The organism is Pelotomaculum propionicicum, assembly GCF_048984525.1.
Classification (GTDB): Bacteria; Bacillota; Desulfotomaculia; order Desulfotomaculales; family Pelotomaculaceae; genus Syntrophopropionicum; species Syntrophopropionicum propionicicum_A.
In genome coordinates this window covers 1-14,293 of the sequence record NZ_JBMGJC010000017.1, presented here as the reverse complement: position 1 = coordinate 14,293, position 14,293 = coordinate 1, and the positions used below count along the sequence as shown (strand labels likewise).

Here is a 14,293-nt window from a genome sequence, read left to right as displayed (position 1 = left end):
TTTCACAGGGTTAACAAGATTTAAAAATAGATTAACAAGATTGATCTAACATTTAAATCTGTTTTATTTTCATCCAAGTGTTTATTAAGTATGGTTATTAGATTTAAAAACTTAAAAAATAAATTTTTGATCTTGTAAATCCTGATAATCCTGTTAATCCTGTGAGAAGTTATTTTAATAATAGAGGTGGTATTATGGTTTGCAACGTCAGCTTGCAGGTAGTTCCCAACGTTCCCGAAGAAGACCTGTACCCGGTTGTGGACAAGGTTATAGATATGATCAGGGAGTCCGGGGTCAAATATATAGTCGGCCCTATGGAGACAACTATGGAAGGAGAACTCCGCCAGCTTTTTGAGCTTGTTGCCAGGGCGCAGGAAATATGCGCTGACAATGGGGCTTCCCGGATAATATCCGTGGTAAAGATCGACTACAAGGCCGGTGGTGTCACGATTGATGAAAAAATTCACAAGTACCGCTGACATTTTTGATCCGTGATATTGTAGTGGAGGCATTGGAGAGGAGTATAAACAATAATATGATGGGCAAAATCCCGGCAGGCGGGAGGTTTAAGCGATGAAGTACCTGGTAATTACCAACGGCTCGTATGGTGACCTGGACTGGTACAGGCGCAGGGCAGGACAATTTAAGAAGACGGTGTGCGCGGACGGCGGCGCCGGGCGCGCCCGCGAACTGGGCATAATACCGGACTGGATTGTGGGCGACATGGACTCAATTAGAGAACATGACCGCAGGTTTATGGAAGAAGCGGGCGTGAGCTTTGAACTGCACCCTTCGGAAAAAGACTCTACCGATACGCAGATCGCACTGGAGCTTGTGGAAAGGGAAGGCGGCAGGGATATTGTGGTCTGGGGGGGTACCGGTTCCAGGCTGGACCACAACCTTTCCAATATTTTCAGCGCGTCATCTTTTATAGATCGGGGCATCGATATTGTTTTTGAATCACCTGACCTGACAGTATACTTTGTTAAAAAACAACTGGTTGTCCCGGGTCTGCCGGGAGATACGGTCTCGTTGATCGCCCTGGACAACAGGGTGTCGGGGGTGGACCTGAGCGGGTTCAAATACCCGCTGGATAAAGCCACGCTGGAGATAAGCTGGCAGTGGGCCGTTTCCAACATTATTACCGGGGAAAGCCCGGTCGTCAGGCTGGACTCGGGCATCCTCGCCGTTTTTCATTATAAAAAGCCGGTTCCGTAAAACCAGGAAGACAGGTGTCAGATCCACGACTCAATTAGTCTACATGTGGCCGACTACTGAAGACATGTGGCCGCACCATTCGGCTGTTTCCCGGATCACGTCTTCCAGCAGGAAGCGGTAAATTGAGCCGGCGGCGGCCTTTATTTGTTCTTCCCTGGTTATGGTGCTGCTGCTTTTATATAAATCCCAGTCCGGCACAGCGACCTCGCCTTCGAGCCTGCTGCATATGGTAAAGCTGGTGTCTTCGCCGGCAAAAGACTGCAGGTTGTATACTTCTATTAATTCTTCAGGTACAGTAATATTCTCGCCCCTGTTGCTGATGATCACCAGCAGTCTGGGCAGCAGCGAAAGGACCTCCTGGACCGGCAGGTCATTTTTTTCTTTTGACCAGTGCCAGAGGAAGACGTCCGGCCGCTGTTCACGATCATCCCAGGACCCGGCATCCACCAGCTTAAAACTGGTGTCTTCCCACGCGCCTGTATATTCACCGGCACAGTCCGACTTGACCACTTTAAAGCGCCGCATAGTATCACCTCTTCAAAGCTTCGTCGATGCCTCGCAGCGCTTCCAGGCCGGCGCATGCTATAGATATGTGCGGCTGCCGTATGTATGGCTCGCGCAGGTTAACCCGGATCACCGTCACATGGCGCTGGTCCCCGATATGTTCGCTCGTCCGCCTGATTGTCGGCACACCTGTGCCGGCGCCGATCTCAACCACCACCAGGTTTTCGTCCCGGTGCTCGTATAAAAAGTGGTTGAAGCGGTAGCTCTGGCGGTCCGAGCGCTCGCTGAGCCAGGAAAAGTCCCCGAACATCAGGATATTGGGCCTGGCCACCACGCCGCAGCGAGGACAATTAGGGATATTCTTTGCTCTCATGGAGTCCAGGTCGACGTCTACAATTTCACCGTTTTCCCATATATCCTCGCAGCAAGGCGTCAGGCACTGCATGTAAAGGATCGACCCGTGGACCTCGTAAACTTTGTCTTCAGCGAAGCCGGCACGCTGGAAGTGCCCGTCGACATTGGATGTGGCGACAAAATAGTCCAGGTTATAACGCGATATCCAGTCCAGTATAATTTGAAAACCGGCATGAGGGGATGCTTCGCGGTAGAGGTTGGCGCGGTGGCCGTAAAAACCCCAGCCGAAAGCAGGGTCCATGGCAAAGTGGATGGGGTTGGCAGCTTCAACAAAATTGATCCCCAGCCGCTCGTACATGGGGTAGGCGTTCCAGAACCCCTTGTCGCCGCGGAAGTCCGGCAGGCCCGAGTCCACACCCATGCCGGCCCCGGCTGTGACGACCAGGGCTTTGGAGTTTTTGATAACACTGGCGGCATCCTCAAACTTTTTTTGTATGTCCATCTTTATTCTCCTTGCAAAAAAGTGTATTATCTTTTTAGCATAAATAATTCCATTTAAATTCACAATTTCATTTATTTTAAATAAAAAATTTAAGACAATTATTAAGAACAAGAGGGAACAATAACGAAAATATTGAGCTCTAAAGGGGGAATCGGCATGTGGAAAATCAGGATGGCGGCACTGCTGACTTTAATCGTGTTTCTTCTGGCTGCAGGCTGCGGGCCGGGCGGCTCTAAAAAGCAGGACAGCCAGGCGATGCCAGAAAAGATTGTGATCCAGGCTCCCATGGCTCCTCCCACCACACCTCTTTTAAAATTTGCCAAGGACGGCACCTTGGGTGGTGCTAAAATGGAACTGATCTTATACAAATCGGTGGAAGAGGCGACCACCAGGATAGCCAAGGGCGAGGCCGACTTCACTGTGCTGCCGCTGAACGTGGCCGCCAAGCTGTATAACAAGCAGGTGGATATATCCCTGGCCAACGTGAGTACCTGGGGTATCCTTTATCTTTTGACCACGGACAGCCAGGTCACAAAATGGCAGGACCTTAAAGGGAAAGAACTCTACGTGGGCGCCCAGGGGTCCAGCCCCGATGTATTGACTCAGTATTTCATGAGTAAAAACGGGATGAAAGCGGGCGATATCAAGCTTGCTTACCTGAGTTCCCCGGAAATCGCCCAGCTGATGATCAACGGACTGGCGAAAAACGTTGTACTGCCGGAGCCGCAGGCGACTCAGGTGCTAATGAACAACAGCCAGGCACGCATGGCCAGGGATTTTTATGAAGACTGGCAGGCCTTTGAAGGAAAAGACGCCAGGCTGCCACAGGCCGGCATGGTAGTACGGAATGAATTTGCCCGATCATACCCCAAAGCAGTGACTGAATTCCAAAACGCCTATAAAAGCGCAGTGGAATGGACTGTGGCCAATCCTGCCGAAGCAGCTCCGCTGGCGTTTTCCAACATGAATATACCGTCGCCGGTATTTATCAAGAGTATGGAAAAAACCCGCATGTTTTTTGCCAGCGGCTCGGAAGCCAGAGAAGACGTTAATATATATTTGTCCAGGCTGCTTGATATTTCACCGGATATGGTGGGGGGAAAACTTCCCGATGAAAAATTCTTCCTTGCTGACTAGGGGCCTGGCGCCCCTTTTCGGTTTAGCCCTGTTTATTTTACTGTGGCAGGTTGCGTCAGGCTATTACCACCATGTTATCCTGCCTTCTCCGCTGGAGGTGGCCGGTTCAGCCGTTAAACTGGCGACAGGCGGACAGCTGTGGGAGCAGGGGGGGCAAACTTTGGCCCGCGGCTTGACAGGTTTCGGCCTGGCTGTGATAATTGGACTGCCCCTGGGGCTGTTAATCGGTCTCAGCCCGCTGGTATCCAGCCTTTTCAGGCCGCTCGTGGTAGGCCTGCAGGTAACGCCGCTTGTCTCCTGGCTTCTGCTGGCCATGATCTGGCTTGGTTTCAGCAAGGTGCCGTCTTTTGTTGTCTTTGTGACCACCGTCCCCCTGATCATTATTAATACTGTCCAGGGTGTAAAAAATATAGACGTACAGCTGCTGCAGATGGCTGCTGTGTTTCAGATCAACCGCTCGCGCATTTTCCGTGAAATTTATCTTCCCCAGGTCCTGCCCTACCTGCTGGCCGGTGTTATCACCGCCCTGGGCACCACCTGGAAAGCCGTGGCGATGGCCGAGTTCCTCAGCGTTTCCACGGGTATTGGCGCCAGGATGGCGGTATCGCGGATAAACCTGGAAACCTCAGACCTTTTTGCCTGGACCTTGGTCCTGATAGCACTCGGGCTGCTTACGGACAGGCTTTTAAATTATCTTGTCAATAAGAGATTGCGCCACTGGATGTGATAACGCTTGATCACTATGGAGCATGTGCATAAAACGCTGGGGCAGACCAAGGTCCTGCGTGATTTTTCCCTGCATGCCGAAAAAAATGAAATCACCTGTATTATCGGCCCCTCGGGGTGCGGCAAAACTACAATACTGCAGCTGCTGGCCGGGCTGGAACAGCCTGACGCGGGGCGGATTACCGGGACTAAAGGTATGCTCGTGAGCTATGTCTTCCAGGATCCCAGGCTGCTGCTCTGGAAAACTGTAGCCCAGAACATCGCTTTTGTTTTGCAGGACACCGTGCCGCCGGCGAGGCAGCAGGAATTAATCAAAAAATACCTGACCATGATGGGTCTCTATGAGTACCGCGACAGTTACCCCAAGGCTCTCAGCGGCGGGATGAAGCAGAGATTGGCCCTGTGCCGGGCTTTTGCCTTCCCGCACGACCTTTTGTTGATGGACGAACCTTTTAAGTCGCTGGACACACCCTTACGTTTGGGGCTGGTCCGGCAGGTGGCCAGGATGTGGCAGGAAAAGCCCAGCACAATTATATTTGTAACCCACGACATAATGGACGCCCTGCTCCTGGGGCACAGGGTGATAGTCCTGTCCGCCCGACCGGCAGTTGTACTGGACGATGTGAAAATAGACGTGCCGCTGACGCAGAGAAACGTCCTCCAGGAGCCGCTTCCCGCCAACCACGCCAGAATGCTTGCCCTGCTGGAGGGAGAAAACAAAAAATATTTTTCGAACCTTTAAGTGACAGAGGACGTCCCCTGTCACCTGTTTTTTGAAAGGAGCCTTTTACATGGAAGTTGTAAGGATGTCGGAAGTCCCGGTATTCACCACTCCTATGGGCTTTGCAGCGAGAAAACTCCTGGACCGGCCTTCTTTTTTAATTATGAATTTGCTGCTTAAGCCGGGCGAAGCGGTGGAAAAACACGCCATGCCTGATGACGCTTTCTTTTATGTAGTTAAAGGCGGCGGAATAATAGAAATAGGCGAGGAGCAAACAAGCGCCGCTGAAACGGACATAGTTTTCAGCCCCAAGAACACGCCGCGCGGTTTAAAGGCATCGCCTCATCAGGAATTTCACGTGCTTATAGTAAGGAGCCCGCTTTCTGCCGATAACCAAAATAAATAGGTGACAGAGAAACCTGGCCTGGTCACCACAAATCTTAAAGGAGGGAAAACAATGTCTGCTTTCAGAGTGGAGTATAAAAATCCGGAGGGTTTATTTTCATCAAAAGCATTTAGTCAAGCAATTACCGTAAGAGCTGATAAAGCCAGAGAGTTGCCGGTTATTATTGACACTGCCGTTTGTTTCAGACTAAAATAAATATTGTTATATATATACCAGGCGATGAGGCTCGCTTAAACGCTGAAAGTGCTGATAGCTTCTACCCGCGATTTTATTATGCCGGCAGAAGCTATTTTATTTTTTAAGGAGGATTTTCTTGGACAGCTACAGCGATCTGAAAAAAGAAGTTTTAAAAGAGCTGCTGGCCGTTGGGTCTTTTGCCTCTCAGAGAGAGGCGCCCCACCTTGCCTCGTATATCAGAGAAGCAGGTGAAAAACTCGGCCAGGACGTGTTCAACCTGGTTGTGCTCGGAGAATTTAAAAGAGGGAAGACGACTTTTATAAACGCCCTGCTGGGGGCGGAACTCCTGCCGTCAGCCGTGGTGCCCCTGACTTCAATCGTGACCATGGTCCGTTACGGTGAAATCGTAAAGGCGGAAGTCGTCTTTTTAAACGGCGATAGGTTATATGTCAGCCTTGCGGAGGTGCCCGGCTATGTTACCGAAGAAGGGAACCCGGGAAACGCAAAAAAAGTAAAGCTGGTACAGCTTGAATATCCTTCTCTTTATTTGAAGGAAGGTGTAATTTTAATTGATACCCCGGGGGTGGGTTCTGTATACCAGAACAATACCGACGAGACTTATAAATTTCTGCCGAAAGTTGACGCCGCCATTTTCCTGCTTTCATCCGACCAACCTTTAAGCCGTTCCGAATGCAGTTTTTTGGAAGAAATAAAACGTTATTCGGTTAAAACATTTTTTATTTTAAACAAAATTGATTACCTTGAGCAAAGGGACAGGCTGGAAGCGTTAAAATTTGCCGAACGGACATTGGCAGAAAAAGCTGGTTTTGATGGCGCAAATATTATTCCCCTTTCAGCCAAAATGGCGCTGGAAGGCAGGGTTAAGAATGACAGCCGGATGCTGGCGGAAAGCAACCTGCCGGAATTTACAAATGTTTTGGAACGGTTCCTGTTGACTGAAAAGGGTGCGGCTGTATTAGCGGCCGCATGCAACAGAGGGCTCAGCGCGGTGGATGAGCTGACGGTGGGCATGCAGATAGAATTTAAAGCACAGGCGCTGCCCCTGGAAGAACTGCAATCAAAAATCGGACTGTTTCACCAAATGGTGGAGGACCTGAGACGGGACCAGGAGGACAACAGGTATATTTTTCAGGGGGAGATTAAGAAGGTCTACAGCGTACTGGAAAAAGAAATCATGCCCTTTCAGGAAAGCCAGAACGATAAGATTGGAAAAGACATCGATGTCCTTTTCACGGAAAATAAAAACCTGCCGGGCAGGCAGCTTCTAAAACTGTTTGAAACGCATATAGAATCGGCTATAATGGAAGCTTTTGAAAACTTGAAACCTGTAATTGAAGAAAAAGTGAAGGACGCCTTCGGGAAAGTAACTGCGAGATTTTCCGATAAAACAAATAAAGCTGTCGAAGATCTTCTGGCACAGTCCGCGAAAATTTTCAAAATTGATATCCAGGGCTTCACAAAGACAGAGCCGTTCACAGATGAGTCAAGGCTTTACTTTGTATTCGGCGAAGAACAGTCGATGCTTCTGCCGGACCCGGTCAGGATCGGCGCGATTTTTCTGCCCGGATTTATCGCAGGCCCAAAGATAGTAAGGGAAATGAAGAAGAAGATCGAGAGAGACCTGGACCGGAACTGCGGCAGGCTGAGGACTGACTACAGCGACCGCATCAGTGAAAGCGCCAGGCGTTTTCAAAAGGAACTCGCGGATAAATACGCTTCGGCCGTCGAAGGTACAGCGGCAGCACTGGCCAGGGCGTTGATGATGAGGGAAAAAAGCGAGATCGAACTAAATGAGTACCGCGCCGGATTAGACAAACAGAAAGACCTGTTGGAAGATGTAAGTTTGCAGCTGAAAGGGCTGCTCGAAAAAATAAAAATATAATTAGGTTGGTTTCAGCCGATCAATGTGCGGCTGAAGCTGCAACTCTTACATCTCACGTCTCATTTCTCACGTCTCAACGGAACAGCGGGTTTCAACACCATGGATTTTGCAATATTGTTATAAAAGTATGGCACAGAACCTATGTTCTGTGTATAATTATTCTGAGGATATTAATTGAGTATGGGTCGTGAGTACCCGGGTATTCCATTTTGGGGCGGGATCAATTCCGCCATTCCAATCGGGGACATTCCTCAGCATGCAGGAATGCTTATAAGAGAGGTGTGTCCCCATTCCGCTAACCGGAAGAAGCCGAACAATTTAGAAGTCGATCGTCAGACATCAGACGTCGGATGTCAGTAATAACTGCATTCCTTTCAGGTCTTTAACCCTTAAGATCTGTCTTCCACTCTCACGTCTCATTTCTCACGTCTCACATCTCACTGGGGGGTGATATTTTGAGGACCGGGATTGCAAACCTGCCGCTGCACGGCCACCACTGTCCGCGCTGGCTTTTTGACCGGATGGTGAAGCTCAGTTCAGCCATAATCGAGGCGGTAGTGGAAGAATACGGTCCCGGCGAAGTGCTGAAGCGTTTTTCCGACCCGTTCTGGTTTCAGGCGCTCGGCTGCGTGGTAGGGTTTGACTGGCATTCCTCCGGCCTTACCACCGTGTTATGCGGCGCCTTGAAGGAGGGGCTGCGACCCAAACAACACGCGCTGGGCCTTTACCTGGCCGGCGGCAAGGCTATGGCTTCCCGCAAAACACCGCTGGAGATTGAGGAATACGCCGACCGCTTTTCCCTGCCGGTAAACGTGGGGTCGCTGCAGTACGCCAGCCGGATGTCGGCCAAGGTGGACAGCGCGGCACTGCAGGACGGCTTCCAAATTTACCACCATGTTTTCGCCTTTACCGCCGACGGCAGCTGGGCGGTGGTACAGCAGGGCATGGACCCGGACTCCGGCTGGGCCAGGCGCTATCACTGGCTGGGCGGCGAGGTTGACACTTTTGTCCGGGAACCCCATGCGGCAGTGTGCGGTCAGCCTGTGAAGGAAATATTGAACATGGTTGCCGGGGAGAGCGCCGGCGCCAGGGACGCCTCGCTTTACCTGGCCGGGAGGCCGGACGAGGTGGTCAGTGTGCTGAAAAAGCTGTCCGGGCTGCCGGCAGACCGGCTCAGGGTACTGGACCTGCCCGCCGCGCATCCTGTCCCGCAGGCCGGCCGCATTGAAAAAACACTGGCCAGGCTCTATGATATTCAGCCGTCCACCTACGAGGGGATGCTGGCTGTGGAAGGCGTGGGCCCGGCAGCGGTAAGGGCTTTCGCGATGGTTTCAGAGGTTGTTTATAACGCCGGGGCCAGCCGCACTGACCCCGTCCGCTACAGCTTCGCCCATGGGGGTAAGGACGGCCACCCGTTCCCGGTAAACCGCCGGGACTACGACAGCTCCATCGCCATGCTGGAAAAAGCCCTGCGCCGGGCCAAAACCGGCGACCGGTCAAACATGGACGCGCTGAAGAGGCTGTCAGCCATCAGCGCGCACTTATAAAAAAACTGGATATTGTAAATCCTAGTAAAGATTTAAATCTTAATAAATATTTAAGGAAATATATGTGATTTGATAATAAAATTATTGTTATAATTAGATAAAAATTACTAGGAGGGAAAACATGGCAACAGTTGACAATTTAAAGGCCGCGGTAGCGGGTGAATCACAGGCAAACCGCAAATACGCCGCTTTTGCCAAAAAGGCTGAGGAAGAAGGCTATACCGCTGTCGCTAAAATGTTCAGGGCGGCTTCCGAAGCAGAAGCGATCCATGCTTTATCTGAAATGAGAGCCCTGGGGGCTATTAAAACTACCGCCGAAAATTTAAAGGCCGCCATAGAAGGCGAAACTTACGAATTTACCACAATGTACCCGGGATTTATCAAAGAAGCGGAACAAGAGGGCAACAACGCGGCCAAGAAGGCCTTTCACTTTGCCAACGAGGCCGAGAAGGTCCACGCGGACTTGTATCAGAAATTACTTGATAACCTGGAAAGCAAACCCGATGTTGAGTATTATCTCTGCACGGTCTGCGGCAATGTAGTGGAAAACGGCGCTCCCGACAAGTGTCAGATATGCGGCGCGCCGGCTAAAGCTTTTAAAAATGTAGGTTAAAGCCTGAAGTTAATAAACCATCTTCTAAGTAAACACCATAAAAAAAATTTCGTTAAAAATACCTTGAGTATTATCCATGATACTTCGAGGTATTTTTTTACGCTGCCGTATGGAAAAAAATGTCCCTTTTTTGATTATTTTGGAGAAGGAAGTAGAAGATCCAGTAAGAATATAACTTGGTGATAAGACAAACAGAAAAAGGGCCAATTAAGAGATGCCCGGGGAGTTCCTGATGAAAGACGAGGAGAAGTCAAAAGAGCAGTTAATTAACGAGCTGAAAGAACTCCGCCACAGAAATTTTCGCCTGCTGGAGGAGTCCAGGGGCAGGGAAAAACATTACCTTTCCATTGCCCAGGCCGCCAGGAACGCCATCATATCTGTGGACTGCAGGGGAAATATCACTTTTTTCAATTACGCGGCAGAAACCATGTTCGGCTATTCCTCAAGGTTAGTACTGGGCAAGCCGGTAACCATAATCATGCCGGAGCGGTTCCACGAAGTGTGTCAAAAAGGCTTGGAACGGTTTATCAGGACCGGGGAGTCGGATTTCATAGGTAAAACGATAGAAATATCCGGCTTGAAAAAGGACGGCGGCGAATTTCCCGTTGAAATGTATATATCGAGCTGGAAAGCAGGCAGCGAGACTTACTTTACAAGCAATATCCGGGACATAACCGAGAGAAAACAGGCGGAGGACGAGTTAAAGTCTGCGAAAGAACAGCTTGAATCGTTTATTAATAATTCCGCCGACGCTATTGCCATATGGGACCGTGAAGGTACCATATTACAGATTAACAAGGCTTTTGAGGACACATTCGGCTGGGCTGTATCTGAATTAGACGGAATGAAACTGCAGATGGTCCCGGAACACCTGCTGGAAGAGGCCAGGGGATATATACAAAAAGTAACGATGCAGGGAAAGGCGGTCGCTTACGAGGCTGTACGCCGGAGAAAAGACGGCAGCCTGCTCGAAGTGGCCATAACGCTGACGCCGATCCGGGATACTGCCAGGAACATTGTCGCCGTGGCCAGCACCTGGAGGGATATTACCGAACAGGTCAATATGAACAGGGAAAAACAGAGGCTCATGGAGCAGACCGCCAGGGCCCAGAGGCTGGCGTCCTTAAGCACTATATCAGCCGGCATCGCCCACGAGATCAACCAGCCCCTGAACACTATGAAAGTTATTGTTGACGGGATGCTGTACTGGCATAAGAGGGGCCGCACCCTGGAGCAGGAAAGGGTACTGAAGAATTTACAGAAAATCTCGGCACAGGTCGGCCGGGTGGATGAGATAATTAAGCACATGCGCTCTCTTGTGGGCAGCGGCAGCGCCACGGAAATGGAGCTGTGCAACTTGAATAACGCCGTTAGCGGGGCGCTGGGCGTACTCGGCCGGCAGCTGACTTCACATAAGATTAATGTGGTTAAAAAATTGGCGAAAGACCTGCCAGGAGTATATGGCAACAAAAACAGGCTGGAAGAAGTAGCGATCAACTTGCTGGTCAACGCGATGCAGGCTTTAGACAAGGCCGCCGTGGAGGATAAAGAGATCACTTGCAGCACTAATGCCGCGGGAGAGAAAGTGATAATGGAAATCAGCGACAACGCGACCGGCATCAGCGACGATATAAAAGACGGCATTTTTGATCCTTTTTTTACGACCAAGGAGACCGGGGAGGGAATGGGCCTGGGGCTGTCCATCGTCCAGACTGTTTTGTCCGGCTTCAGCGGTCAGATCGAAGCCTTTAACAATGAAAAAGGCGGGGCGACTTTCAGGGTTGAACTGCCGGTGAAGAATTAAATTTGGGCGGTGTTGTATTTGCATATCCTGCTTGTTGATGATGATCAGGACAGCCGGACGAACGTGGGTGAATTTTTGCGGGAACTCGGGCATGAAGTAACCGAATGCGGGGACGGAGAGTCAGCGCTGAAGACTTTTCAAGCCGGGAACATGCAGATGATCCTGTCCGATATAAAAATGCCCAGGATGTCCGGGATAGAACTGCTGCGGGAGCTGGCCCGGCACCCCGCCAGGCAGGATTTTGACGTTGTGCTTTTTACCGGCTACGGAGATGTGGAAACGGCCGTTGAAGCATTAAGGGCGGGAGCTTACGATTACCTCTTAAAGCCCATCAACGTTGAAGAACTGGCGGCGGTGACCGGGCGTGTGGAGGAACGCCAGGCGCTGCGCCGGGAAAACAAAATCCTTAACGATAAATTTGATACTGTCGTTAATGAGGCGACCCGGGAGACCAGGCAGGAACTGACACGCCTCCAAAAAGCCTACTTTGAATCTGTCGGCCTTGGCATCATGGGCATCTTCTCCGGGCCGATGAAAAAAGTAATCCAGCTGGCCCAAAAGCTTCAGGACGACCGTTCGGTCCCCGTTCTAATCGAGGGCGAGACCGGTACGGGCAAAGAATTAATCGCCAGGTATATCCACTATAATTCCGGCGACCTTACGGCTCCATTTGTCGATCTGAACTGTGCCGCGATCGTTCCCAGCTTATTTGAAAGTGAATTATTCGGCTATGAGGCCGGGGCGTTTACCGGAGGCCAGGCCGGAGGGCAAAAAGGAAAACTGGACCTGGCTAAAGGGGGCACAATTTTCCTGGACGAGTTTGTGGAGATCCCCGTTAACCTGCAGGCTAAACTGCTGCGTGTAATCCAGGAAAAAGAGTTTTACCGGGTTGGCGGGTTGAAAAAAATTGCCGCCGACGTGCGTATTATATGTGCCACCAATGTGGATATCCAGAAAAAAATGAAGGAAGGGTCTTTCAGGCAGGACCTGTACTACCGCCTCAGCGTGGGACATATATACCTGCCGCCCTTAAGGCAGCGTGTTGACGACATACTGCCCCTGGCCGGAATGTTTTTAACGGAATACGCCGGAGAAAAGAAAAAAGGTTTTAGAACAATCAGCCGTGAGGCGGCTCAAATGCTGCTCTCATATCATTGGCCGGGCAATGTGCGGGAATTAAAAAATGTCGTGGAGTGGGCTGTGATCATGTGGGATGACGATGAACTGAAGCCCGCTCACCTGGGCATCCTGCAAAAAGACCGGTTATACCGGGCAGTTGATGAAAACAGCGGCGCCGGAACATTGGACTATGAAAATTTCTCCCTCCCGCCAGGCGGCCTGCCGCTGGAAGAATTCTACAACAATATTATTTTGAAAACAATGGAGATGTTTAAAGGTAACAAAACCGAGACAGCCAGGTACCTCGGCATCTCGCGCCGCTCTCTTTACTGCAGGCTCGACCGCCTGGGCAAATAACATGTACGGATAGGTACATTTGTACGTATCCGTGCACCGATACGTTCATTTAAATAATTGAGTATCATCACGGCAAACACAATATTTGATTGTCTCAAGAATTCTTGAATCCTGCCTGTTAAATTTTTTAAAGCCAGCTGCTACAACATATGGGATATTTTGCTGTCACTGCCCTGCTACAGGTGGTAGACCGTAAAAATATCCTTTTCTTTTTATGCAAATGTTGTTTCAACGCTGGCACGTACTTTGCTAGTAAATTTGATTGCCAAAAAGCCGATTAATATGTAAATAATTGAAATTAGTTTATTGCAAGCGCAAACTGGCTAATTTCCCGGACTGGGAGGAAAGTAATGAATATCCTGCTGATCGACGACGACGCGGATTGCCTGGACGGCCTTGCCACCGTCCTGGAACCCGCCGGACACAACTGTAATGCTTACACCGTACCGGAAGCGGCCCTGGCAGCTTATCAGAGAAACCAGCACCATGTTGTTATTACTGATATGAAAATGCCCGGTCTGAGCGGTATCGATGTCCTGAAAAAAGCCCGCTCTATAAATCCTGAAGCAAAGGTGATTATTGCCACCGGATACGGTGATGTGGAGACAGCTATAGCTGCTCTGAATAACGGGGCTTACGCTTTTTTCGGCAAGCCGATCAACTTAAACGAGTTAATGGACACCCTGGAAAAAATCGAATACGAGCTGAGCGGGCAGAAAAAGGCTAAAATTGAGCACGCCCGCCTCACCATGGAGTATGCGCGTCTGAAACAAGCATACGAAGATTTGTTAAAGATATTGAAGAAAAATTCCGACAATTAAACAGGTTTGTTGTACAGGGATTTAAAAGTAAAGATTAATCCGAAAAAAGGTTTAAATACGAGGTGACGACTATGGCATACGGTGATTTTGAAGAAAAGCTGGAAATGGTCAAATGTTTTTTGAATGACAGCCGGGAGATGCTGGACGACGTAGAGCCGCAGATAATAGCCATGGAAGAAAAAGCGCTGACCGTGGGAGAAATAGACGAGGCCATCCTAAACGCCATCTTTAGGCTGTTCCACTCGCTCAAAGGATCGGCGTCATTCCTAGACCTGCAGACCATCATCAGCGTGACCCACGAAGCAGAGACCCTGCTTGACATATTCAGGAGCGGGCAGGCCGTAATAAAACCGGCCCACGTGGACCTTTTAATCAGGACCACCG

At 50.1% G+C, this 14,293-nt stretch carries 16 protein-coding genes and 1 riboswitch; of the genes, 14 read left to right on the top strand and 2 right to left on the bottom strand.

Features of this window, described 5'->3' with window-relative positions; all coding sequences use genetic code 11:
* Positions 1-191: 191 nt before the first annotated feature.
* Together ACOBQJ_RS15660 and ACOBQJ_RS15655 are read left to right on the top strand one after the other, a co-directional pair.
* Entirely contained in the window at positions 192-479 is a 288-nt protein-coding gene (locus tag ACOBQJ_RS15660) for a thiamine-binding protein (protein ID WP_421072751.1), read from the top strand.
* Between the two features lie 94 nt (positions 480-573).
* Positions 574-1,218, top strand: a complete 645-nt coding sequence (locus ACOBQJ_RS15655; protein ID WP_421072710.1) for a thiamine diphosphokinase — start codon at positions 574-576, stop codon at positions 1,216-1,218.
* A 39-nt stretch (positions 1,219-1,257) separates the two neighbouring features.
* Here ACOBQJ_RS15655 and ACOBQJ_RS15650 read toward each other — a convergent pair whose 3' ends face one another.
* Both ACOBQJ_RS15650 and ACOBQJ_RS15645 read right to left on the bottom strand, forming a co-directional pair.
* A complete protein-coding gene (locus ACOBQJ_RS15650; RefSeq protein ID WP_421072709.1) occupies positions 1,258-1,743 on the bottom strand; it encodes a hypothetical protein in 486 nt (161 codons plus the stop codon).
* 4 nt (positions 1,744-1,747) lie between these two features.
* Positions 1,748-2,578 (bottom strand): SIR2 family NAD-dependent protein deacylase, encoded by an 831-nt coding sequence (locus tag ACOBQJ_RS15645; RefSeq protein WP_421072708.1) that lies wholly within the window; start codon positions 2,576-2,578, stop codon positions 1,748-1,750.
* A 156-nt stretch (positions 2,579-2,734) separates the two neighbouring features.
* Here ACOBQJ_RS15645 and ACOBQJ_RS15640 point away from each other — a divergent pair, with 156 nt between their 5' ends.
* The 12 genes from ACOBQJ_RS15640 to ACOBQJ_RS15585 form a co-directional block, all read left to right on the top strand.
* Complete coding sequence (locus ACOBQJ_RS15640; protein ID WP_421072707.1) at positions 2,735-3,715, top strand: ABC transporter substrate-binding protein; 981 nt, start codon at positions 2,735-2,737, stop codon at positions 3,713-3,715.
* Positions 3,690-4,442, top strand: coding sequence for an ABC transporter permease (locus ACOBQJ_RS15635; protein ID WP_421072706.1), 753 nt, complete (start codon positions 3,690-3,692; stop codon positions 4,440-4,442). The genes ACOBQJ_RS15640 and ACOBQJ_RS15635 overlap by 26 nt, the downstream gene beginning before the upstream one ends.
* Before the next feature lie 15 nt (positions 4,443-4,457).
* The gene (locus ACOBQJ_RS15630; RefSeq protein WP_421072750.1) at positions 4,458-5,183 is read left to right on the top strand and encodes an ABC transporter ATP-binding protein; all 726 of its coding nucleotides are present in this window, start codon (positions 4,458-4,460) and stop codon (positions 5,181-5,183) included.
* 49 nt (positions 5,184-5,232) lie between these two features.
* Entirely contained in the window at positions 5,233-5,568 is a 336-nt protein-coding gene (locus ACOBQJ_RS15625; RefSeq protein ID WP_421072705.1) for a cupin domain-containing protein, read from the top strand.
* Positions 5,569-5,619: 51 nt separating this feature from the next.
* A complete protein-coding gene (locus ACOBQJ_RS15620) occupies positions 5,620-5,763 on the top strand; it encodes a hypothetical protein (protein ID WP_421072704.1) in 144 nt (47 codons plus the stop codon).
* A gap of 11 nt (positions 5,764-5,774) precedes the next feature.
* Positions 5,775-5,834, top strand: a riboswitch (Fluoride riboswitch).
* A gap of 47 nt (positions 5,835-5,881) precedes the next feature.
* Positions 5,882-7,648 carry a dynamin family protein gene (locus tag ACOBQJ_RS15615; RefSeq protein WP_421072703.1) on the top strand — a complete coding sequence of 589 codons (1,767 nt, stop codon included), beginning with the start codon at positions 5,882-5,884 and terminating at the stop codon, positions 7,646-7,648.
* 455 nt (positions 7,649-8,103) lie between these two features.
* Positions 8,104-9,195: a DUF763 domain-containing protein gene (locus tag ACOBQJ_RS15610; RefSeq protein ID WP_421072702.1), complete on the top strand. Its 1,092-nt coding sequence runs from the start codon at positions 8,104-8,106 to the stop codon at positions 9,193-9,195.
* Between the two features lie 121 nt (positions 9,196-9,316).
* A complete protein-coding gene (locus ACOBQJ_RS15605) occupies positions 9,317-9,808 on the top strand; it encodes a rubrerythrin family protein (RefSeq protein ID WP_421072701.1) in 492 nt (163 codons plus the stop codon).
* 232 nt (positions 9,809-10,040) lie between these two features.
* Positions 10,041-11,612, top strand: coding sequence for a PAS domain-containing sensor histidine kinase (locus tag ACOBQJ_RS15600; protein WP_421072700.1), 1,572 nt, complete (start codon positions 10,041-10,043; stop codon positions 11,610-11,612).
* A gap of 9 nt (positions 11,613-11,621) precedes the next feature.
* Positions 11,622-13,088: a sigma-54-dependent transcriptional regulator gene (locus tag ACOBQJ_RS15595; RefSeq protein ID WP_421072699.1), complete on the top strand. Its 1,467-nt coding sequence runs from the start codon at positions 11,622-11,624 to the stop codon at positions 13,086-13,088.
* Positions 13,089-13,438: 350 nt separating this feature from the next.
* Complete coding sequence (locus ACOBQJ_RS15590) at positions 13,439-13,909, top strand: response regulator (protein WP_421072698.1); 471 nt, start codon at positions 13,439-13,441, stop codon at positions 13,907-13,909.
* A gap of 71 nt (positions 13,910-13,980) precedes the next feature.
* The coding region (locus ACOBQJ_RS15585; RefSeq protein ID WP_421072697.1) for an Hpt domain-containing protein at positions 13,981-14,293 on the top strand (313 nt) is incomplete at its 3' end.

Coding starts and splice junctions, on each gene's coding strand:
- ACOBQJ_RS15655 (WP_421072710.1), top strand. CDS start 574: ATGAAGTACCTGGTAATTACCAACGGCTCGTATGGTGACCTGGACTGG.
- ACOBQJ_RS15650 (WP_421072709.1), bottom strand. CDS start 1,743: ATGCGGCGCTTTAAAGTGGTCAAGTCGGACTGTGCCGGTGAATATACA.
- ACOBQJ_RS15645 (WP_421072708.1), bottom strand. CDS start 2,578: ATGGACATACAAAAAAAGTTTGAGGATGCCGCCAGTGTTATCAAAAAC.
- ACOBQJ_RS15640 (WP_421072707.1), top strand. CDS start 2,735: ATGTGGAAAATCAGGATGGCGGCACTGCTGACTTTAATCGTGTTTCTT.
- ACOBQJ_RS15635 (WP_421072706.1), top strand. CDS start 3,690: ATGAAAAATTCTTCCTTGCTGACTAGGGGCCTGGCGCCCCTTTTCGGT.
- ACOBQJ_RS15630 (WP_421072750.1), top strand. CDS start 4,458: ATGGAGCATGTGCATAAAACGCTGGGGCAGACCAAGGTCCTGCGTGAT.
- ACOBQJ_RS15625 (WP_421072705.1), top strand. CDS start 5,233: ATGGAAGTTGTAAGGATGTCGGAAGTCCCGGTATTCACCACTCCTATG.
- ACOBQJ_RS15620 (WP_421072704.1), top strand. CDS start 5,620: ATGTCTGCTTTCAGAGTGGAGTATAAAAATCCGGAGGGTTTATTTTCA.
- ACOBQJ_RS15605 (WP_421072701.1), top strand. CDS start 9,317: ATGGCAACAGTTGACAATTTAAAGGCCGCGGTAGCGGGTGAATCACAG.
- ACOBQJ_RS15600 (WP_421072700.1), top strand. CDS start 10,041: ATGAAAGACGAGGAGAAGTCAAAAGAGCAGTTAATTAACGAGCTGAAA.
- ACOBQJ_RS15590 (WP_421072698.1), top strand. CDS start 13,439: ATGAATATCCTGCTGATCGACGACGACGCGGATTGCCTGGACGGCCTT.